The 22,176-nt window shown below is 42.2% G+C and carries 23 protein-coding genes; 9 read left to right on the forward strand and 14 right to left on the reverse strand.

The annotated features are described in order from the left end of the window. Positions 1–3: 3 nt before the first annotated feature. The 3 genes from CK503_RS05015 to miaA are packed head-to-tail and all read right to left on the reverse strand — an operon-like array spanning position 4 to position 1,569. Positions 4–342, reverse strand: a complete 339-nt coding sequence (locus CK503_RS05015) for an ATP-dependent Clp protease adaptor ClpS (protein WP_095605703.1) — start codon at positions 340–342, stop codon at positions 4–6. A 12-nt stretch (positions 343–354) separates the two neighbouring features. Then, positions 355–603 carry a phosphoribosylformylglycinamidine synthase subunit PurS gene (gene purS / locus CK503_RS05020; protein ID WP_095605704.1) on the reverse strand — a complete coding sequence of 83 codons (249 nt, stop codon included), beginning with the start codon at positions 601–603 and terminating at the stop codon, positions 355–357. Positions 604–639: 36 nt separating this feature from the next. After that, entirely contained in the window at positions 640–1,569 is a 930-nt protein-coding gene (gene miaA, locus CK503_RS05025; protein WP_095605705.1) for a tRNA (adenosine(37)-N6)-dimethylallyltransferase MiaA, read from the reverse strand. Positions 1,570–1,812: 243 nt separating this feature from the next. On the opposite strand from miaA, the gene dnaN reads away from it, so the two are divergent. From dnaN to CK503_RS05040, 3 genes are all read left to right on the forward strand, one after another. Next, on the forward strand, positions 1,813–2,928 hold the full coding sequence (gene dnaN, locus CK503_RS05030) for a DNA polymerase III subunit beta (RefSeq protein ID WP_095605706.1): 1,116 nt from the start codon (positions 1,813–1,815) through the stop codon (positions 2,926–2,928). Further along, the gene (locus tag CK503_RS05035) at positions 2,921–3,715 is read left to right on the forward strand and encodes an SAM hydrolase/SAM-dependent halogenase family protein (RefSeq protein WP_095605707.1); all 795 of its coding nucleotides are present in this window, start codon (positions 2,921–2,923) and stop codon (positions 3,713–3,715) included. Before dnaN ends, CK503_RS05035 begins: the two co-directional genes overlap by 8 nt. Positions 3,716–3,813: 98 nt before the next feature. Next, positions 3,814–4,620: a class I SAM-dependent methyltransferase gene (locus tag CK503_RS05040; protein WP_095605708.1), complete on the forward strand. Its 807-nt coding sequence runs from the start codon at positions 3,814–3,816 to the stop codon at positions 4,618–4,620. A 276-nt stretch (positions 4,621–4,896) separates the two neighbouring features. On the opposite strand, the gene argS is transcribed toward CK503_RS05040, so the two are convergent. The 3 genes from argS to radC all read right to left on the reverse strand — a co-directional run bounded on the left by argS (position 4,897) and on the right by radC (position 7,768). After that, the gene (gene argS / locus CK503_RS05045; protein WP_095605709.1) at positions 4,897–6,537 is read right to left on the reverse strand and encodes an arginine--tRNA ligase; all 1,641 of its coding nucleotides are present in this window, start codon (positions 6,535–6,537) and stop codon (positions 4,897–4,899) included. A 120-nt stretch (positions 6,538–6,657) separates the two neighbouring features. Beyond that, on the reverse strand, positions 6,658–7,014 hold the full coding sequence (locus CK503_RS05050) for a four helix bundle protein (RefSeq protein WP_217988340.1): 357 nt from the start codon (positions 7,012–7,014) through the stop codon (positions 6,658–6,660). 34 nt (positions 7,015–7,048) lie between these two features. Then, the gene (radC, locus tag CK503_RS05055) at positions 7,049–7,768 is read right to left on the reverse strand and encodes a RadC family protein (RefSeq protein WP_095605711.1); all 720 of its coding nucleotides are present in this window, start codon (positions 7,766–7,768) and stop codon (positions 7,049–7,051) included. 231 nt (positions 7,769–7,999) lie between these two features. Between radC and CK503_RS05060 the strand changes: the two genes are divergently transcribed. The 3 genes from CK503_RS05060 (at position 8,000) to CK503_RS05070 (ending at position 12,342) form a co-directional block, all read left to right on the forward strand. Further along, complete coding sequence (locus tag CK503_RS05060) at positions 8,000–10,264, forward strand: carbohydrate binding family 9 domain-containing protein (RefSeq protein WP_095605712.1); 2,265 nt, start codon at positions 8,000–8,002, stop codon at positions 10,262–10,264. 120 nt (positions 10,265–10,384) lie between these two features. After that, entirely contained in the window at positions 10,385–10,942 is a 558-nt protein-coding gene (locus tag CK503_RS05065) for an SCO family protein (protein WP_095605713.1), read from the forward strand. Positions 10,943–10,986: 44 nt separating this feature from the next. Further along, a complete protein-coding gene (locus CK503_RS05070; protein ID WP_095605714.1) occupies positions 10,987–12,342 on the forward strand; it encodes a methyl-accepting chemotaxis protein in 1,356 nt (451 codons plus the stop codon). Between the two features lie 75 nt (positions 12,343–12,417). On the opposite strand, the gene CK503_RS05075 is transcribed toward CK503_RS05070, so the two are convergent. The 7 genes from CK503_RS05075 to CK503_RS05105 form a co-directional block, all read right to left on the reverse strand. After that, the gene (locus tag CK503_RS05075) at positions 12,418–13,203 is read right to left on the reverse strand and encodes a hypothetical protein (RefSeq protein WP_095605715.1); all 786 of its coding nucleotides are present in this window, start codon (positions 13,201–13,203) and stop codon (positions 12,418–12,420) included. Beyond that, positions 13,200–13,916 carry an ABC transporter ATP-binding protein gene (locus CK503_RS05080; RefSeq protein WP_176466215.1) on the reverse strand — a complete coding sequence of 239 codons (717 nt, stop codon included), beginning with the start codon at positions 13,914–13,916 and terminating at the stop codon, positions 13,200–13,202. The genes CK503_RS05075 and CK503_RS05080 overlap by 4 nt, the downstream gene beginning before the upstream one ends. A 137-nt stretch (positions 13,917–14,053) precedes the next feature. Continuing rightward, a complete protein-coding gene (locus CK503_RS05085; protein WP_095605717.1) occupies positions 14,054–14,275 on the reverse strand; it encodes a helix-turn-helix domain-containing protein in 222 nt (73 codons plus the stop codon). A gap of 4 nt (positions 14,276–14,279) precedes the next feature. Further along, positions 14,280–15,011, reverse strand: coding sequence for a hypothetical protein (locus tag CK503_RS05090; protein WP_095605718.1), 732 nt, complete (start codon positions 15,009–15,011; stop codon positions 14,280–14,282). A gap of 3 nt (positions 15,012–15,014) precedes the next feature. After that, positions 15,015–15,662, reverse strand: a complete 648-nt coding sequence (locus CK503_RS05095; protein WP_095605719.1) for a DUF2975 domain-containing protein — start codon at positions 15,660–15,662, stop codon at positions 15,015–15,017. A gap of 4 nt (positions 15,663–15,666) precedes the next feature. Further along, positions 15,667–16,305, reverse strand: coding sequence for a DUF2975 domain-containing protein (locus tag CK503_RS05100; protein ID WP_095605720.1), 639 nt, complete (start codon positions 16,303–16,305; stop codon positions 15,667–15,669). 307 nt (positions 16,306–16,612) lie between these two features. Beyond that, entirely contained in the window at positions 16,613–17,800 is a 1,188-nt protein-coding gene (locus tag CK503_RS05105) for a phosphorylase family protein (protein WP_095605721.1), read from the reverse strand. 21 nt (positions 17,801–17,821) lie between these two features. Here CK503_RS05105 and CK503_RS05110 point away from each other — a divergent pair, with 21 nt between their 5' ends. Further along, a complete protein-coding gene (locus CK503_RS05110) occupies positions 17,822–18,406 on the forward strand; it encodes an NUDIX hydrolase (RefSeq protein ID WP_095605722.1) in 585 nt (194 codons plus the stop codon). Between the two features lie 35 nt (positions 18,407–18,441). Here CK503_RS05110 and CK503_RS05115 read toward each other — a convergent pair whose 3' ends face one another. Then, entirely contained in the window at positions 18,442–18,795 is a 354-nt protein-coding gene (locus tag CK503_RS05115) for a four helix bundle protein (protein WP_095605723.1), read from the reverse strand. 299 nt (positions 18,796–19,094) lie between these two features. Here CK503_RS05115 and CK503_RS05120 point away from each other — a divergent pair, with 299 nt between their 5' ends. Both CK503_RS05120 and topA read left to right on the forward strand, forming a co-directional pair. Beyond that, positions 19,095–19,568, forward strand: a complete 474-nt coding sequence (locus CK503_RS05120) for a peroxiredoxin (RefSeq protein WP_095605724.1) — start codon at positions 19,095–19,097, stop codon at positions 19,566–19,568. A gap of 12 nt (positions 19,569–19,580) precedes the next feature. Further along, entirely contained in the window at positions 19,581–22,127 is a 2,547-nt protein-coding gene (gene topA, locus CK503_RS05125) for a type I DNA topoisomerase (RefSeq protein WP_095605725.1), read from the forward strand. Positions 22,128–22,176: the final 49 nt, after the last annotated feature.

Genomic DNA, 22,176 nt, shown 5'->3' on the forward strand with positions numbered 1-22,176 from the left:
AGTTTATCCTTTTATTTCGGTGACAAGTTGAATTTCTTTGAGCACGCCGTTGACTTCGAAGCAATCTTCAAAGCTGCCTTTATAAACTTCGGCTTTACCCTCATTATGTACTTTGTAAGTTAGCTCTTCGGCGTGGTCTTGAGTACATCCGAGGGCTTTAATAAGTTGTCCGATAACTTCGTCGAAAGTATGTATATCATCGTCGAAGAGAATGACTCTCCACGGAGATTTTTCTTCATCGTCTTCCTGTTCCTTCTCGAGAACGTCAACATCAATGTCGGGAGCTTCTTGTTCTTGGCCGCCCGATTCAGATCCTAATAAGCTAAAAGGCAGATAGTTCATAGCTATAGCTAATTAGTTTTCATGAATCTCAATTTCAAAATCTTCCATAACTTCGTTGGCAAGTAATTTCGAACACGCTGTTTCGGCGACTTTGTGCGCCTCTTCTTTGTTATCAGCGTCAATATCGAGTTCAATTAGTTTACCAATGCGAACTTGATCGACCTCCTTTAAGCCAAGATTTTTTAACGCATTATGGGCTGCTTTGCCTTGCGGGTCAAGAATTGATTTACGAAGTGTTATGTTTACGGTAGCCTTATACATGCTGTGTAAAATTATGCGGTTTTAATGAGGGTAAAGTTAATCTTTATTTGCCTTAGCTGCTAACTGTGACTGGATAAAATTACGAGCCTCAGATTGTTTTGTTTGATCCAGATCAATCCAGTTAATAAAATCCCAACGTCGGAACCATGAAAGTTGTCGCTTGGCATAGCGACGTGTTTGGGTTTTCATGTCCTTAATCATCTGCTCACGGGAAATTTCGTCATTCAAATAAGCAATTGCTTCTTTATATCCAACCGTATTCAAGCCGGGACTTTCCAACGTGTATCCCATATCAAGAATTGTACGTACTTCATCGAGGAAACCTTCTTCAAACATTTGATCTACCCTGCGGTTGATGCGGTCGTAAAGCTTCTGTCGGTCGCGATGTAATCCGAAAACCACCATATTCTCGGGGACGGAAATTGTATTGTTATCGGAATGAAAAGAGCTAAACGGGCGTCCGGTTTGCATCCACACATCGAGGGCACGAACAATGCGCTGGGTATTCATTCCGTCCATTTTTTGTGCGTAATCGGGGTCTACCTCTTGTAATTTTTGGTACAGCTTTTCGATGCCTTTGCTCTCAATTTGCTTTTCGAGTTTGGCAATGTTGTCTTCGTTGGCTTCAGGAACGTCATCCAAAGGTTGAATTACACATTGCACGTGCAGGGTGCTTCCCCCAACATATAATACGTTCTTGTCACTCGACCGAATCTCTTTTTTCCACTCCATCGCCCGCTCATAGAAATTGACGACACTGTCTTTTGTGGCGGGATCAATGATAGATAAATTGTAGTGGGATATTCCGGATTGCTCTTTTTCGGTAGGGGTAGCGGTGCCAATATTCATATATTCATAACATTGGCGGGAATCAGTAGAGATAATTTCGCCATCGAGAGCTTGGGCCAACTCTATTGAGAGATCGGTTTTACCTACGGCAGTAGGTCCCAATAAAAGTATCTGCACGTTAATAGAGAATCACTTATCTGAAATTTTTACGAGACTGAATATAAGGAAATTTCTATCCATTTTTGGAGTATGTGTAGATCCAAAAATGTAGAATTCAGAGGGGGTAAGTATCCTAAAATTAGTTGTAGAAAGCATGGGTTATATGGTTGCTAAGAGAGCAAGTATTTATTAGTATAAGGTACTTATTATTCAGACTAATAATTGAGGTCTGTTGAACGCTTAGCCTAAAAATATTTATCTATGAAATTCAACGTATCAAGCAGTGAACTGGTAAAAGCACTATCCGCTGTATCAGGGGCGGTACCGAATAAGGCGACTCTTCCGATTCTTGAAACTATTTTATTTGAAAGCGACGGAGATAAGCTGCGCCTTACCGCTACGGATCTTGAAATTTCTATCCTTGAGTCGATGGATGCTGATATCGACGAAGGAGGAGCGGTGGCAATTCCTGCTCATCGTTTAATAGAAACCCTGAGACAGTTGCCGGATATTCCCGTTTCTTTTCAGGTGGATGAAAAATTCAATATTAAATTTCGAACGGACAAGGGAACGTACAAGCTTGTAGGCGAAGATCCCGATGAGTTTCCTGAGGTTCCCAACCTTGAGGAAGGGCATACAATTGAAACCGACAAGGGAGTTATCACTACAGCGATTGATAAAACGCTCTTTGCTGTTTCCAATGATGATCTGCGTCCTGCCATGATGGGCGTTTATTTTGATATCGGTACTGAGGAGAGCAAGTTTGTGGCTACCGACGGTCACCGTTTGGTAAAATATATCAAAGAAGATCTCACCAGCGATAAAGAGGTGGACTTTATTGTGCCCGAAAAGGCGTTGAATTTGGTAAAAAAAGCGCTGCACGATGAGGAGTGTGCTCTCACTATTACCGAAGATCATGCACGATTTAAAAGCGGCAATACGATTGTAATTACCCGACTTATTAACGAGCAGTACCCCAATTATGAGTCGGTCATTCCCAAAGACAATGAAAAGACGCTGATCATTAATAAAGAACAGATGTTGGCTACGGTTAAGCGTGTAGCAATTTTCTCGAGTTCTACAACCCGTCAAATCCGTCTGCAGCTCAATTCCGATCAACTGACTATTCGGGCAGAGGATATTGATATGAGCAGCGAGGCTAAAGAAACTATTGCCTGCGAATACAGTGATGATGATATGGAGATTGGTTTTAATGCCAAATATCTTGCTGATGTATTAGGCAATGTTGATGATGAAGAAGTCTATTTTGAATTTTCTACTCCCAACAGGGCCGGAATTGTGAAACCATCAGACGAAGAAGAAAACGAGCGTATTCTGATGCTTGTTATGCCGGTGATGCTCAATACTTATGCGTAATGTGATTACCCTTACCACAGATTTCGGTCTGCAGGATTACTATGTGGGTGCCATGAAGGCTGCTATGCTGAATATTGCACCCGACGTTCGGCTGGTTGACATCTCCCATGAGATTCCCTCTCAGGATATAATGGCCGGATCTTGGATCCTGAAAAATTCTGCTATGCTTTTTCCGGAGGGTACAGTGCATACTGTTGTGGTTGATCCGGGCGTAGGGACTGATCGCGACCCGATTGCCTTAAAAATGGGGGATCAATATTTTGTTGGTCCCGACAACGGAATTTTTTCGCTGCTTGCCACCGATGTTGAATACCAAGCTGTTCGGTTAATAAACGAGAAGTATTGGAGAGACAATCCATCTAATACCTTTCACGGACGCGATATATTTGCTCCGGTCGCGGCTCACTTAAGCCAAGGGGTAGCATTAGAAGAGTTTGGAGATCCCGCAGACGATCTTGTTAGCTATCGATGGACGGTACCCATTGCCGACAAAGATGGACTTGAGGGGATGGTCATACATATAGATAAGTTCGGTAATCTCATTACCAATATTACAGAAGAACTTTTGGAAGATGTTATCGGAGATAAAAATGTGCGTATCTATGTGGGAAATACCATTCTTGACGAAATTGCAACTACCTTTGGCAAGGTAGCAGAGGGTGAGCCGGTAGCATATATTGGCAGTTCGGGGATGCTTGAGGTTGGAATTAATAAGGGCAATGCGGAGAAAATGCTGAGCGTTCAAAAAGGAGCTCAAATTTCGTTGATTCTTCAGAAAGAAAGTTAGTCCGAATCGTAACACCCGTCTAATAATTTGCGTATCACTTTGGGTTAGATCGAGTACGCAGGTATCGTCTTTTTTAATATCAACGGTTATAAACCACTATGTCTCTCGAAATCCGTTCTCCCAAATATGAGCGCGCTTCCATAACAATTCCCTCCGAAGTGGCAGATCTGCAGAAAAGCTTTAATGGAACTGTTTGTTCCAATAAAGGGGACGAATATGAAATTACCGGTAACGTAATTGATTTGTTGGGGGATGAAACTTCAGAGATGACCTGGGCGCAGAGTTCTAATCACTGGAAAGTGACAGCAGCGGTTTACGAGGATATCTGGCGAAAGCGATCCTTGTCTATTCTAACGGGAGAAGAGTTTCCCATCCAAAAAGAGCAAGAACTTTTGATCAATTGGCTCAATCCCCAAGCCAATAAGCTGTATATGGATATGGGTTGTTCAACGGCGCTTTATGGACGATTGGTTAAAAAAGAGCAGTCCAAATGCGATGTGGTATCCCTTGACTTTTCAAAGCAGATGCTCACTAAGGCACGCCTGAAGGCGGAGGCCGAGCAAGCAGATTTGTATTTGCTTAGAGCTGATGCTCGCTACCTCCCCTTCTTTGGAGCAACGTTTGATGGCCTGATGATGGGGGGTACACTTAACGAGCTTACCGATCCCTTAAAAGTTTTGTATGAAGCTCGTCGCGTCATAAAGAAAGACGGGACATTTTTTATGATGCACCTTGTTGAATCGCCTACTTGGTATATTCGGTTGATGCAAGATTCAGCCGGACTTGGTGGACTTACATTCTGGACCGTAGAGGAAAGCAATCAAATGTTTGATCGTGCAGGATTTTCTGTTTCTGATCAGTTTACCAAAGGCATTGTCTGCTTTACGAAGCTGCTTCCCGCTTAAGTTTTACTTGGCAATTATTATATCTGGCACCGTAGCTCTGCTGCGGTGCCTTTTATAAATTGTGTTAGGCGTTCTGCAGCAAAGCTACGGAACGAGATGTGAATTATTATGAGTAAGGAGAATGAAACTGATTCCGGCTTTAGGAAATGGGGCATCCTGAACTTGTTTCAGGATCTATTCAGATGCTAAAATAAATTCAGGATGACATGGTCTCTGATATATAAAATAACTGGCTACAGTCGATAGTTGGTTATCAGACTGATCACGTTATTTTTCCTACATCTTTTCCGGAGCAGAAATGCCCAGAATTTCCAACCCATTGGCAAGGACCTGTGCTGTTGCTTTAGCCAATGCCGAACGCGCTTGAACAAGCTCCTCTTCCTCCCCCAGGATGCGGCAGTCGTGATAAAAGGAAGTAAAAATCGAAGCTAAGTCTTCAAGGTAATTAATCAGTCGGTGCGGTTCTCGGTTATCGGCTGCACTTTGAATTATCTCGGGGAAACGAAGCAGGCTTTTGATAAGTGCCGTTTCTGATTTATGGGTGAGGAGTTTTAATTTGGGTTGATCCTTCACATCAAAAGTATATTCCTGATCTATTTTTCGCAGGATACTATGAATACGTGCATGGGCATATTGGAGATAGAAAACAGGATTCTTTTCGCCGGCCTCCTTGGCTTGTCCGACGTCAAACTCAAGATGGGTATTGGGATCGCGCATCTCAAAAAAGAACCGGGTAACATCTGAACCCACTTCGTCCATCAAATCATCGAGCGTTACAAAGTTTGCCTTGCGCGTGCTCATTTTAAAAGGGTTTCCGTCTTTAACCAACGTAACAAATTGATACACAATGACATCTACCTTAGATCGATCATAGCCAAGCGCTTCAATACCTGAGAGGACGTCGGGATAGGTATCTATGTGATCGGCGCCAAAAACATCAATGCACTGATCATAACCGCGATCGAGCTTGTTTGCATGGTAGGCTATGTCGGGCAGACGATAGGTGGGTTCACCACTGCTTTTGATTAATACCGTATCTTGATCTTTGCCAAACTTAGTTGTTCTAAACCAAGTAGCACCATCTTTGTCGTAAGCCAAATCTTTTTCACGGAGTGTTTCTACCGTTTCATTAATAGAACCATCCTGATAGACTTCCTTTTCATTAAAAAACGAATCCATTTCAATATTCATCCGTTTGAGGGTCGCTTGAATATCATCAAAAATAACCTGCTCGGCTTTGTCTTTAAAAGGATCTACTTCCTCGGTATCGACAAGGCCGTCGCTATGCTCATCAATAAGTTCCTGTGCAATATCTTTGATGTATTCACCTTCGTAGCCGTCCTCTGGCAGTTCTACGTCGTAGTCCAGTAATTGCAGATAACGCGTTCGGACACTTTCTCCAAGCTTCCGCATCTGTCGGCCGGCGTTGTTAAAGTAATATTCACGATCCACTTCAGCGCCGGTCCATTCAAGCAAGTTGGCAACCGTATCACCCAAAACAGCGTTGCGGCCATGTCCCACGGTAAGCGGTCCGGTGGGGTTGGCGCTCACAAATTCTACAAGGATACGTTTTCCTCCAAGGGAATTTGATTTGCCAAAGCTGGTACCCTCATTTAAAATATTAGAAAGTGCATCAAAGAGATAGTTTTCAGCATAACGGAAGTTGATGAATCCCGGTCCGGCAATTTCTACGGCTTGTATTTTGCGCTCGTCATAATCCAGTCCATCAACAATTTGTTCAGCAATCTTACGCGGATTCATCTTGAGTACGCTGGCCAGATTCATCGCAATATTGGAAGCGGCATCACCGTGCTCGGGCTGGTTCGGTTTTTCTATCTGAATTTCGGGAATGTCATCGTTGCTGAGATCAAACTGTTGCAACGATGTTCTGATGATTGAGCGCAGGTAATCCTTCATGAAATGATGTCTTGCTGAAATTTTAATGAGCGCTAAATATAAGAGTTTTTTGCCTCTAAAATCGAATAGAACACAGATGAGGTAGCTTAAAAATTAAAAATGAGTAAATTAAAAAATAGATTAGTTGCCAATTGATTTATTGAGTGATACTAATATAGCGCCGAGGATACTTTTTAATTCATGACATTCCCCTATTAACTTATTTCCATGTTTGGCTGGAATTAGGTCACTGTCCTTCAATAATCGTAACCAATAGTGTGTTTCTCTTGCCTCTTTATAGGCAATAGACATTTTTGCACGGAAATCTTTTTTACTCTGTCCACCGATTCCTTCTTCAACGTTAGCACCAATTGAGGTTCCACTTTTAAGAATCTGTCTTGAAAGCACAAATTGATGGGATTTATTTAATACTTTTGAAAGTTGTACGATTTCTAATGCGAACTCATAACTCTTTTCCTTAATTATGTTTTTCCTCATAATTTAAAATTTTTCATTTACTCATTTTTAATTTTTAATCAAGAAGTCCTTTTGCACGAAAACTGGTGTAGCCATCGCCGGCGATAATGATATGGTCATCAACCGGAATACCCAGGAGTTTTCCCGATTTGGTGATACGCTTGGTTAGTTGGATATCTGCTTTTGATTCTTTGTTGTTGCCACTGGGATGATTGTGAAGCAATAAAATACTGTTGGCCTCATTCATCACGGCCTGACGCATAACTTCGGCCGGGTCAACGATAGTAGCCGTAGAACCACCGGAGCTGATCTTTTTGTATCCCATTACGATTTTGGCATTGTTCAAAAAGGCCACCATAAATACTTCTTTGGTAAGGTCGCGCAGTTTCGGTCCAAAATAGGCAACGGCATCCTCGGGCGAAGTAATTTGCACCTGCTCACCAAGGCTGGCCATCTGAATACGTCGCGATAGTTCAAAAACCGCCTCCAGGGTCAGAGATTTCACCTTTCCCATGCCGGGAATCACCTTTAAATCTTGCCATCCCTTCCGCGCCAAGTAGCGAAGTCCGTCAAAATGATCGAGCAGGGCTTGCGACATCTGGATCACATTCATCTTTTGGCTACCTGTACGGAGTAAAATGGCAAGAAGCTCAGCATCCGAAAGGCTTTCGCTGCCATAGTTGGTGAGCTTTTCGCGCGGCTGCTCATCAGGATTCATTTCTTTAACGGTGCGCTTTAAAAAGTCATTAGCTTCGAATTGCTCTTGATCAGACATATTTCTGTACTCTTTATTTGGGTTTATTAGTAAGAGCAGTGGCGCAGCAAATCCTTACAAAAAAGCTGATGAGAACGAGAGATCCGTTGTTTATTTTTAACAACCTTTTAATGGTCAAAACTGTTCTTTCTGATATTTTTAAAAGACTTTTAGCGTAACATTTTGCGAACTATTCGTAAGAGAAAACCTCAATTTGAAGTAAAGACATAAACTTTAAAATACACGATATACATGTATCAGGGCTATTTCCGGCGAATTTTACTCCTGTTCATAATTCTTTTTTCTACTTCTTTCCTGTCTTTAAAAGCTCAGGAACAAGTCGACACTCTCGAACAGGTATCGCCCTATGCAATAGAAGAAGATTTTGAAATTTCGGCGGATCTGTCACATCCGGCATGGCAACAGGCACAATCAGTGTTTATTAAGCATCAGATTCAGCCTAACGACAATGTGGCGGCTTGGGTACAAACGGAAGTAAAAATGCTGTACAGCGATCAAAATCTGTATGTCGCATTTATTAGTGAAGATCCCGAACCCAGTAATATAAGGGCCAATATCTCAGATCGTGATAATAGCTTTCAGGATGATTATGTGGGTATCATCTTAGATCCGTTTAACAACAACCAGCAAGCGTACCAACTATTTATAAATCCGCTTGGTATACAGATGGATGGCATGCGCACCGGCAACAGCGAGGATATGAATTTTGATATGCTGTGGTATTCGGATGGAAAGATCACGGATAGCGGGTATCGAGGTGTGATGAAGATTCCTTTTAAAAGCCTCAGTTTCCCGGATCGGGATATCCACAGCTGGTCTATTCAATTTATCCGTAATTATCCGCGGAATAACAGGTATCAATTTGCGTGGAGTGAAGTAGATTTGGATAATTCTTGCTTAATCTGTCAAAATGGTCGACTGGTTGGGATGCGAGATTTAGAAAATTCCAAAACCGTAGAGTTTTTACCCTACGGTATGAGCTATCAGAACAGTACAATAAACAATGCTGACGATCCTAATTCAGGGTTAAATCATGGTCGTATTGATGGACGTTTGGGTGGTGGCATAATGTATGAACCCACGTCAACAACCTCGCTAAATGCAGTTTTTAATCCGGATTTTAGCCAGGTAGAGACCGATGCCGATCAAATAGCAGCAAATGAAACGTTTGCTCTGCGATACTCTGAAAAACGACCCTTTTTCATGAAGGGAAGTGATCTGTTTACAACGGATGAAAATCTTTTCTATTCACGGATGATCAATCGTCCTTTGGCTGCAGGTAAAGCTACGCATCAGTCCCAAAATTACAGCATCGCCTTTTTGACGGCCTACGACCGCGATGCGGCTTTTATTGTTCCGGGTCTATATAGCAGTTCGCAGGTGCAGTCAAATATCGAAGCCTACAATAATGTACTACGCGGGAAGTATAATTTGGGATCCGAATCACATATTGGTGGGTTGCTTACCACACGAAACCAGGAGGACGGGCACAACTATGTGGGCAGTGTTGACTGGAATTTTTTGTTGACTGATAACTACTATTTTAGCGGCCAGGCAGCCTATACAAATACCAAAGAGATTACCGACTTGGCCTTGCATGATGATCCCCGAACTTTTGGTCACGGTTCATATGATGCTGCTTTTAATGGCGAACAGTTTGGCGGTACGTTGCTAAGTACTGAGTTCTCAAGACAAGCCAAGTTTTATGATTTTTCAATAGGATATAGTTCCTATTCGCCTACCTTCCAAACGCAGAGCGGGTTTATCAACCAGGTAGATCAACGAGAAATTGATGCCTCCCAAAGTTTTACTTACTACCCCGATTGGGATTGGCTGTCAAATGGTACGGTAAGTGCGAGCGGAACCTGGCGATATGATTTCTCGGGGCAGTTTCAAGAGCGGTATATCTTTACAAGATGGAGTAATAACTTTGGCGGACAAACAAATTTGTCTCTTAGCTTTTTACCCTTAAATGACGAGCGATTTCGAGGTCGACTTTTTACCCAAATGAACCGGCTCATGATTGATGTGAGTACTAATCCGTTGAACGAGTTGTCATTGAGTGGGCATGTGGATTTTGGAAAGTATGTGAATCGTCAGGAGAATCCCACGTTGGGGGAAGGATATAATATTTCGGCGGATGCAACGCTAAAGCCGACTTCTCGTCTTGAGATGGAGGTCAGCTACAACTATTCTACGCTTTCGGCTGCGAATGGGGATGAACACTATTTTAGTGGAGATATCTACCGTTTGAAGAGCAACTATAATTTTTCAAAGAAACTTTTTGCTCGTCTTATTACCCAATACAATTCATTCAATGACCAATTGCAGATCTATCCGCTTGTCTATTACAAAGCCAACCCATTCACTAAGTTCTATATCGGCATGACTGATTATCTAAACTATTTTGACCAGCCTGGTCCAAATGGATATAGAGGATTCAAAGAAACCGATCGGCAGTTTTTTGTAAAGTTTCAGTATCTGATAAGAAGTTAGATCGCAAAAGTTGTTTCAATAAGTGTTAGGTCTCTCCGCAAAGATTTTACTTTTAGAAAAAGTTTAACATCTGAAAAATATATCCGATAAGGTAATAAAAGGGAAGTTGAACCTTTTCGGATGAAAAACACTCTTTCAATAATATTATTAGTTGTATTACTTCTGCTCCCGGCGGGATTAGTGATCGGATATTCCTATTTTGGCGTTTCCTATCCAATCGAAAATAAGCAAATAGAAACCCCTTCATTTCTAACTACAACAAAGCATAATCTGGCCATAGTTTTTTTTGGTTTTGTAGGCTGTGCTTCTGTATGCCCGAATTCACTGACAAAATTAAGCAAGGTGTTTGATTCCCTGGAAAAAGAATATCCCCAAAAATCAGTTGGAGCGGTATTTGTAGATGTCCGTAAGCAGACAGATTCGTTATCAGCAGAGAAATATGGATACGAGTTCTCGGATAATATTGATGGAGCGTACTTACCCCAAGAAGAGCGAACACAGGTAATCAGCGATTTTGCATTGGAGGTAAAGCCTGCCGATGATCACACCCCATTACTACATACCGACCACTTTTTTGTATTAGAAAAGGAAGATGAGAGCTGGAGAATTTTGCGTGTACTTGCCAATTCAACGAAGGCATCAGAAATCACAAAAATATTGAAAGATAATTTACCTTAAGCGAGAGGTTGAATAGCCTGTCGTACGGTTAAAACTTTATACCTATGAATAATCAGAAGGATTTTTTGACATATCTATTCCCGATGTATACCAATGATATTTCTAATAAAGTTCGCCAAGCTCTTTACCAGTCGTACAAGCAGACAGATAGATTTATGCTAAAGCTTTTGGTGGTTCATTGGGCGATTGCATCCACGCTTACTGCGTATACGTATGATACATATCTGCTTGGATTTGTTGGAGGAGCATTTATAACAGGTATAGCCTTTTTAGTATACAGGATGAACCCCGGAAGTTTACTTAGTAGAATTACGATTGGTGCTTCCTTCATGGCATTTTCAATGATTTTTATCCAACAACATCTGGGTAGGATTGAAATGCACTTCCACATTTTTGTAGCCATTGCCTTTTTGATCCGATATAAAGATATCGCTCCGGTATTTTCGGCTGCCTTAACCGTTGCTGTACATCATGCGCTCTTTAATCTCGCTCAGCAATTTGAGATGGCCGTAGCAGGGACTCCCATTAAAGTGTTTAGTTACGGTTGTGGATGGGATTTAGTAGCCTTGCACGCCATCTTTGTTGTCGTTGAGACGATTGTAATCAGCAGTTCTATTTTGAATCTAACACGTGAATACCTGAATAATGCAGAGGTTTTTACCATTATGGATGATATTAGTGAGTCAGCCAAGCATACTAATGAGGCCTCGAATTTTATATCCAGTGCTGGACAGGAGCTGGCGCAGAATGCGGCCGATAACACACAGGCTGTTACAGATTCAACAACTTCAATAGCAAAAATGAACGAAAGTATTGAGAGTTTGGATAATAAAACATCGCTGGTTAAACAGAAGGTGCAAGGTATTGTAACTGATATGGGAGAGATGAAACAATCGATGGCAAACCTCAAAAATTCGAGCAATAGTATTTTTACAATCAATGAAACGATCGACAGTATCGCAGCACAAACGAATATGTTGGCTCTTAATGCGGCTGTAGAAGCAGCAAGGGCTGGTGAGGCCGGTGCAGGATTTGCTGTTGTCACTGAAGAGATTCGAATGTTAGCCCAGAAGACAGCTGAGGCGGCCACTGATATCCGTGAAATGATTGCAGAAAATATTGAAAAGGCTGAAGCGGGAGCAGAAGTCTCAAAAGAGATTGCTACTCAAATTACGGAATTAGAATCCTGGATCAGTGATGTTAATGTGGTGGGACAGGAACAGATGAGACAGCTTGAGGAGTTGAAAGATAATATCAGCAAAATTTCTGATACTTCAGATCACACAGCTAATATGGCCGAGAAAAATGCCGCCACATCAGAAGAGCTGCAAGGGCAAATGGCAGTACTGAAAACTGCCATTGATGACATCAATCAAAAAGCGACTTTAGAAGAAGCCTAGGTATTTTTTGAGATAGACTAATCATTAGCATTTTGCCTATTCTATAATGTTATAGTGCTGGATATATTATTGTAATTAAAACTGTTTTTTTCGGAACAGGTAATAAGCCAGCAAGCCAAAAGGTACGCAGCTGACAAAGGCAAAGCCCAGCAGACTACCATCAATTCCCGATAAGCCATTGGCAAAAATTTGACTCATAATTTGTTGAAAAGCTTCTGCGCTGGGTATAAGATAGGATAGTATTTGAAAGAGCGTTTCAAACCAGGTATCCGTTAAACCAAACATCTGTAGATACGAATCAACATTTAAGAATAGAGAGGAAAATCCAGTTAAGAAATATCCCAGCAGAACCCCACCAACATAGGAGTTGGTAAGTATCAGGAATAGAACGATTGTTATGTAGTAGCTTAATAATATGAGGGGCAGAAATACGATTATAGCAATGGCATGATGCAATGGAAATAGTACTCCGTGCAGTGAGGTTAGCAAGGTTAAAAGTAGCACACTTATGAGCGTGTATGAAAAACAAAAAGCGAATACACCGGCAAAATCTGAAAGGAATAGCTCATCTCTTGATATGGGTTTAGATAATAGTAGAGATGCTCGATCCGGGTTGATATTTTCTGAAAAATGAGTGGGAATACCAATGATTGAGATGAGGATCGTTATGGAAATCAATTGATTTATTACTATTCCGTTTGGCAGGGGGAATCCACCCAACTTTATTACATATGAGGAACTCGAGGGATCTGCTGAGACCCCGCCCCATAAAGCAATGGCTACAACAAACAGGATAAAGATTCCGGGCCATGCCCACAGCATTTTATTTTTGAGAAGTGTACGAATGGTGAATCGAATCATGATCTAACGGGGTCTTTGGTTTCAAAATAATTAAGATAGTAGTCCTCAACAGAGCCAAATTGGTTCTGAATTTCACCTTTGGTAGCCGAATTGATAATACGTCCATCTTTAATAAGATAGAGCGAATCGCAGGTCTTGTCGATGTCAGAGAGAATATGAGTAGTAATCAGGATAGAGATGTTCCGCTCTTTTTGCAGAGTAAAAATGTAATCCATGATAGCCTTTTTCTGCACGGCGTCGAGTCCGTTGAATGGCTCATCCAGGATGTAAAACTGATCATCCGCCAGAAAGGTGTGCATCAGCGCGGCGGTTTGGGTCATACCCTTGGACAGATTTTTTATCTTTTTGTCCAGAAATTCCACATTAAAAGCGTTTGCCAGTTTGCTTATTTTATGGTCTATCTGTCTTGGTGTTGATTCTTTGAGATCACTAAAGGCATGCAGCATTTCATTGACCGTAAAGTTATCGGGAAATGAATAGTTCTCGGGGAGATAGCTCACTTTAGCCCGCGCTTGCTTTTGTTTATGATTGTGGCCCATTAGCCAAATATTTCCGGCATCAGCAAAAAGAAGGTCGAGGATGATTTTCAAAAAGGTTGATTTGCCCGATCCATTGGGACCGAGGATGGCGGTAAAGCTACCTTCCGAGATTTCGATCTCATCAACCTGTAGTCGAAAGGTGTTGCCTCCCGATTTATTGAATGTTTTGTTCACATTTTGGGCTTTTAGTATCATAATAGCTTCACTTACGATTAATAGTTAGTGGTTTCATACGAGGTATCATTACTGACGTTTCGGTACTGTGAAACGGCAGATGTGAAATGCGGTATTTTTCCAATGCGTTTTTCGTCTCACGTTTCATTATTGCCGTTTGCCTCGTATTCCAAGATATCCCCCGGTTGGCAGTCTAATGCTTCACAGATGGCGTTGAGCGTGGAAAAACGTACGGCCTTGGCTTTGCCGGTTTTAAGGATGGAAAGGTTGGAGATTGTGATACCCACCTCCTCAGAAAGTTCGGTAAGCGTCATATCACGCTTCACCAGTATTAGATCCAAATTTACTTTGATGGCCATTGTACTAAATCGTGAGGTCTTGTTCTTTCTGAAGTGCTACGGCGCGCTGCAGTATGATACCTGTAAATAACAGTGCGACGCCGAGCAGTATGAGCTCGTTGTCGATAGGCGGTGACGGTTCTCCAAGGTAAAATTGATTGTTCAGGAAGCTAATCAGACGAAAGTCCAATCCCCATTTAAGAATTGCTCCACCGCTGAATAATAACGAAAGGCTTAAAATCACGTTTTTGATAGCGGGCACAAACAGTTTGTTATCTCTTCGATAGTTGATCTCGTAATACAGCATGTATAGAATCCCGATAATAAACAGTCCGCCGTAATAAAAGAAGATCTGCAGGCAAAACTGTGACCGCCAGAACGTAAGGTCATCCTCCAATACCAAAAATGAGGGCGACCCTTGAAGGCCGTAAATGGTGCGTTGCTGTTGTCTGTCCGTAAGGTTGAGCAGGGTATTATCCAGCTGCGGCAGAGGCGTTTGTTTATTTAGGTTTGTTACTGAAATATACGTTTTGCCGTATGTTGGGCGCTCGGGTCGCTCAACATCCTGGATAGTTGTTTTAGTAATTCTAAGATTACCAATTTTTAACGAGCGTTCGCCTGTGTTCGAAGCTGTTATGGTTTGGGCATCCAGCATGTTGCTTACAGCTCGATAGTGATTGAATCCCAGGTAGCCCATCCAAAGCGTAAACACAGACAGCAGGCTAAGGACAACAATCCGGTAGTTTTTTGTGTACATCTGTTACACCGTGAGTTTTAATTCTTGATACATTTCGTTGCCTTTCTCGAACACAGCGGCCAGGGTAAATACAATCAATCCTATAATAATGAACATCCAATCTTCGCCCACCATGGGAATTTTAATGTTGATATTGGCCTGTTGCGATGCAAGCAAGTGTGCTTTGTCAGCCAGGGAATAGCGAATGAGATATCGGGTGAGCCACTGCAGGGGCTCAACAATAATCAGCAGGATAGCTATGGTTTTGATCCGTTGGATATTTGCAGCTGTAAATATGGATCCGTTAATAGTTCGCTTGAGAAGGCTACGAAGCTGATATAATCCGTAAAGAAAAAGGCCGAGCGCAATGCAGATAAAACCGCTCCAAATGATGTAAATAATGGGGTTACTTTGCATGATAAAATCAAAATCTATGGTTCCGGTAACCGAATCAATGTCAAGAAACTCATAGTTGGCTTCCTCGTTCAGCGTTACCAGCGAGGGTTCCAGGGGCAGGGTGATCCCAAAAATAGAATCGGGATGGCTGCTATAGAAGTACTCATAAATTAGTGTGGCGGGGAAGATAACTCCTATAACACACGATAAATACCACCACACGTTAACGATCAGGTAACAGATATAGGCGGTCGATTTTTTGCTGAATCCACTCATAGTTCTATACCGTTAGTTTTTGTTCTTCGTATAGGCGGGTGCCCTCTTCAAGAATATAGGCGACTAAAAGTACCGCCAGTCCTGCAAGTCCCAGTTCCCACGCAACAGGTGGCCAAATAAGAGAGGTGTTTGCTGGCAGCTCAATATGGTGAATAGTGAGATACGAAAGCCATCCTATCGCATACTTATATGGGACGGCTAGCACCATCAGGTGTCCAATAGTTTTAAGATTTTTGGAGTTTTGAGCAGACCATGGTTGTTGACGTCGAAGATTTCGCAGTATGTGTTTGAGGAGGGTAAGCCCGTACATTGCAAGACCATAGAGCCCCAAAGTCATTATGGAAGCCAAATAGTAGCTCCATGTTTGCTTGAGATCGGCCTTAATGGGGTCGATACTCGTTTCGAAAATAGATTTTTGGAAAATACCATCCACTCTACTGTTGGCAATAAGATCGGAAAATTGATGAACGCGGATACGGACGGTCAATTCCTGTATACCCAGTGGGCTACCCACAAAAATTTCTAACAGAAAAAAGATGGCCCCGAATAGAATTGAAATGAAGTATACTGCCCAGGCAAGCTGAGCAAAAAAGAGTAGAATGCCAGCAATGTTCCAGTCGTTCTTAAACCATTTCCAAGCCATATCTCTAAATCATTTCTTGATGTTCATCCGTAACTAAAAAGAAATATTATTGAATTACAATAAATTTTTATTGATAAACAACAAATTATTGGTGTTTTATGGTAAAATCAACGAAAATATAGTTGGCCAGGGATTTCTCATTGAAATTTCAGAAGTCAAAAGTGAGAAGCAAAAAGTGGCAACTAATGAGTAAAAGGTGGGAAATTTGTCACTAGTAACTCATAAAGCAATACGCATTACTATGGGCCCGTCTTACTTTTTACTTTTCCTCCTTCCCGTCTGCCTTCTCATATTTGCCGTTTTGTAATTAATCGTCATCTGGGCCGCCCATCAACGGTTCATTCATGGCTCGTATGCTGGCGTTGGGTAATCCTTCGGGATAGGCTTCTTTACACATATTGAGTACCTCTACAGCCATCTCAACATGTAGCTGTTTAGAGTTTTCGTAAAACTCTTGGGCATCATTGCTGAGCTTCGGCTTGCCATGCAGGGGCTTATCACTAACACAGAGCATGGTAGCGTTGGGAATACGATAGCGATAGCCGTTAGTGGCTACTGTGGCCGATTCCATATCCACTGCGATACTGCGACTTGTATGAATTTTCTCAACCGTTCGACGCTTAATAAATTCCCAGTTGCGATTGGCCGTGGTAAAGATCGTGCCCATGCGGTGATTACGATTATACTTATCGAGCACCTCTTTAAGAAAGACGTTCATCAAGTAGTTGGGAGTAATAGGAATATTGAGCGGCAGGATGTCATCCAAAACGCCATCATCGCGCATAAATCCGGTAGCTAGCACAAAGTCTCCAATCTCCTGGTGGTTGCGCAGGCCGCCACAGTGACCGACCATAATCATGGCATCGGGTCGAAGAACAGCAACATGGTCGGTAATGGTTTTAGCGTTGGAAGGTCCTACCCCAATATTAACAAGTGTTATACCCTTGTTATCATCCAGCTTATGATGATAGGCCGGCATCTGAACACCCTCTCGAGCCGGTTTTTTACAATCGGGAAACATTTCTTGGAAAACTTCTACGTGCATATCATAATTGGTAAACAGGATATAGCGCTGAAAATCTTCGGGGTTGGTACCGGTGTAGTGCTCTAATCGGTTGAGGGAAATTTCGATACGTTCCGGACTAAACAAGAAGAGTTTTTTCTGCGTAATGTCCCAGTCGTCTTCATCGGTATTGTCGAGCAGATCGGGATCATTAAGTGGCAGGCGCTCACGCGAGGGAATTATTTTTATGACAGCTCCCTTTTGCCCCAACTTTTTAAGTTCACGAAGCAAATACCATCGAAAGGCTCCGGGTTTAGCCATCTCTCCCGTAATTATGGGATTGTGTTTTGACCACGATCGTTTGACCAGTACTTTGGGATATTCCCCATTTTCATAAATCTTCTCCATCGTATCGCAGGCGGCAACCATGCGCTCGTGGAGTTCTTTTTGAGAATTAACTTCTTCTGTTTCAAATTCAAATCGATCAGCCATAAATCGTAACCTGTTAATCTTATGAGTAAAAAATCATTCCAATTTACCATTGAACCGTGGTCGGTAGTCCGTGAAAATAAGGAATATCCTACACCAATTTTTAATCTTTTGCAGCGAAAAATGCGTTTGGAGGCAAAAGATGAAAAAAATGAAGGTAATTTCTATGTATTAGAAGCTCCGGAGTGGGTAAACGCAATACCCATAACAAAAGATAATGAAGTTTTATTGGTTGAGCAGTACCGGTACGGAATAGAACAGCCAACACTGGAAATTCCGGGGGGTATGGTCGATCCGGGGGAAGAACCGATGGAATCCATAAAGCGGGAACTGATCGAAGAAACCGGATATCATTCAGCAAATTGGAGCAGCTTGGGAAAGGTGAGTGCCAATCCGGCTATTATGACTAATTATACGCATCTGTATTTAGCTGAGGATTGTAAGCTAATAGCATCCGAAAAGCCGGAGGGAGATAAGCACGAACGAATTAATGTTCATCTGCTATCGATGGATGAGTTCTTGGATTTTGTTGCCGATGGCACTATTCATCACAGTATTATGGTAGCAGCTGTAGCGCGATTTTTGTTGAAGAGCAGACGGGAGATGTGAGACGGCAGTTGGCAATCACAAGGTTGTAAATGTTCCTAAGTGTTCTTAATCAAGTTGGAAAGCATTGCAAAAATATGCTCTAATTTATTCTCAACTTTGATTAATTCTTTATCTGACAAATAATTTAGCTTCTGAGCTATTTCAAGTTGTGTATCAACTTCAACTAATGATGAACGAGCGATTTCATAAAACCTACACCGTTCTTTTGCTGACTTTCGTGCTGCTCCTTCTGCAATATTCGAGGGGATTGATACAGAAGCACGTCGCAGTTGGGATGTTAACCCATATAGCTCATGTTTGGGAAATCCTAAGGTTATTTCATAAATAATGGCAGTTAATTGTATGGATAATTTCCAGACATCAAGTTTTTTGTGGCTTAGATTGATCATGATAAAATGATTTATAAAGTGAGTTTGTATTAGTAAGATCAAAGAACTTTGATATACTTACAAAATTATTAAAATGGCTTTAGTACATCTCACTTCTGCCGTCTTACATCTAACATTTGATCCCTTCATCTAATCTTCAACTAATAGCAGTACCTTCCGCAATCAAAAGATTTATTGCAGTATCTTGCTGATCACATTATTATACAAGTTGCAATAATCATCATATACAGAACGAAAGTGACCAGATTAACAGTTCTTACATATCACACAAACAAGTAGAATATCTTATAGATACAGATATGATTGAAAAAGGAACGCAAATTAATACCGACTTTACGCTCGATATCGTCAAAGACGGTGAAGAAAAAACCGTACCGTTTGACGATTTATTGGATAGGCCAACTATTGTATCGGTATATATGCGAAATAATACATCCGGTTGCGACAAACAAAACAAAAGCCTGGCCGAACATGCCGATTGGTTTGACGAACAGGGCTATAATTTGATTGCTATAAGTAAAGACAGTTGCGGTTCGCATAAGAACTATGCCGAAAAGTTGGGAATTAATTATGTACTGGCATCTGATCCTGATTATAAATTTGCTGAAGCCACTGATTCTATTGTCGAAAAACAGATGTTTGGCAATAAATATGAGGCACCAACACGTTCTGCTTATGTGATCGACACAGATGGTACTGTTAAAGCCATTATTGAAAAAGTAAATACTAAAGATCATGCCTCCGAGTTAAAGGAAGTGATCAAGAATTTGTAGAAAACGAGGTATATGAAGTCTCTTGTAATTGTAGAGTCACCCACAAAAATTAAAACGCTTAAGAAGTATTTGCCCAAGGATTATACTATCGATTCGTCGATGGGACATATTCGTGACCTTCCCGCAAACGCCAAGGAAGTTCCCAAGAAATTTAAAGGCGAAGACTGGGCGAATCTTGGAGTAAATACGGATGAAGGATTTGAACCCCTTTATGTAATTCCATATGGCAAAAAGAAAGTAGTTAAACGCCTGAAAAAAGAACTCAAGAATGCTGACGAGCTTATTCTGGCGACAGATGAAGACCGTGAAGGGGAAGCTATTTCGTGGCACTTAACAGAACTGCTGAATCCCGATGTGCCGGTAAAGCGTATGGTATTCCGTGAGATTACAGAGGAAGCAATTAAGGAAGCGCTGAAACATTTTCGTGATATCGATATGGATCTCGTGAATGCCCAGGAGGCTCGCAGGATTATTGACCGTCTGGCGGGATACACTATTTCACCGTTGCTCTGGAAGAAGATTGCACCCGGTCTCTCTGCGGGACGCGTGCAGTCGGTAGCGGTACGATTCCTTGTTGAACGTGAGCGAGAACGCATGAAGTTCCGATCGGCGCGTTATTGGGATCTAAAAGCACAGCTTCATAAGCAGGATGACAGCGATATTTTTGAAGCTGACCTTACACACTTAGACGGTAAGCGGCTGGCTTCGGGCAAGGATTTTGATGAAAATACCGGTAAGCTCAAAAAGCCCAAGAAAGTTGTTCTATTGGATGATAAGACCGCCGGTGAACTGCGTGATGATCTCGACAAGGCAAAGTGGGAAGTTTCTGAAGTTAAGAAAAATCGCAAGAAACGAAATCCATCGGCGGCCTTTATAACCTCTACCCTGCAGCAGGAGGCCAACCGAAAGCTGAACTTTTCAGCAAAGCGCACGATGGGTGTAGCTCAAAAGCTGTACGAAAATGGATATATAACCTATATGCGTACCGATTCTGCTCGTCTATCGGGACAAGCAATTAATGCGGCGCGCAATGCGGTAAAGGATGAGTATGGCGAAGAGTATTTGTTTGACCGTCCTCGAAATTATGGTGGCGGATCTAATGCACAGGAGGCCCACGAAGCCATTCGTCCGGCAGGAAGTTATTTTAGAAAGCCGGAAGAAGCGGGACTCAGCGGTGATCAATTCAGATTGTATGATTTGATCTGGAAACGAACCATCGCCACGCAGATGGAGCAGGCCGAGCTTGAATTTACGAATGTGACGATCAAAGCAGAAGCCAACGGCAAAGTAGCTGAGTTTAAGACAAGTGGTAAGACCATTGTCTTTCCCGGATTCTTTAGAGCGTATGTGGAAGGCAGTGATGATCCCGATGCAGCGCTTGAAAATCAGGAGAAGTTCTTGCCTGAACTGAGCGAAGGAGAAGAAGTGATCGAAGAAGGCATTGAGCCGATATCCCACGAGACTAAACCGCCGGCGCGATTTACGGAAGCAACGCTTGTTAAGGAACTGGAAAAACGCGGTGTCGGACGTCCGAGTACGTATGCATCTATTATCAGTACCATCCAGAATCGCGGTTATTGCGAAGGGGATGGAAAAACGCTGGTACCTACCTTTACCGCTTTTGCAGTTACGGAATTGCTGGAAGAAAATCTCCATGATGTAGTAGACAGCGACTTTACGTCTGAGATGGAAACAAAGCTGGATGAGATTGCCAAGGGTAAGTTGGATACGAAACAATATCTGCAAGCATACTACAATGGCGAAAAGGGATTAAAGGCCAAAGTGGAGGAGCAGGAAGATCAAATTGATCCCAAAGAAGCACGTCAGCTGGATCTGCCTATTCAAGATCTTGATGATATTCAGGTATTCGTGGGACGTTATGGGCCATACATCAAAAAACAGGTCAATGGAGACGAGTTAACTACTTCCATTCCTGAAAGTTGGAAGCCGAGCGATATTACGGTAGGAAAATTAGAGGAATTGATTAAGGCTGAAGAAGAGGGACCGAAGTCGATTGGGAACCATCCTGAAACCGGGGAGCCTATTTATATGCTAAATGGACGATATGGTCCCTATGTGCAGGTTGGCGAACGTACGGAAGATAATAAGAAACCGGAGCGCGCATCATTGCTCAAAGACATGAAGCCGGAAGATGTGGATGTGGATTTAGCATTACGCTTGTTAGAACTTCCGCGTCCATTAGGTAAACATCCGGAAACAGGTGAAATTGTCCGCGCAGGTGTGGGCCGCTATGGTCCTTTTGTAGTGCATGACGGTACCTTTGCTTCACTGCGAAAAAGTGATTACGTGCTGGATGTTGAGCTGGATCGTGCGCTGGAGCTTTTGGAGCAGAAAAAGAATAAGAAATCGCGTAAAAGCAACGTGATTAAAGAACTGGGTGATCATCCAGAAAACGGAAAGAAAGTGCGCGTAATGACCGGCCGGTACGGACCCTATATCAAGTATGGTAAAACGAATATCAGTCTGCCCGATGATTTTGACCCTGAAGATGTGAATATGGATATTGCTGTGCAGCTTATTACTGAGAAAGGAAAGTAAGAGATGGCAGTGCTGAGACGGCAAATGGCAGAAGTGAGACATTTTTTTA

Source organism: Fodinibius salipaludis (assembly GCF_002287075.1).
GTDB classification, from domain to species: Bacteria; Bacteroidota; Rhodothermia; order Balneolales; family Balneolaceae; genus Fodinibius; species Fodinibius salipaludis.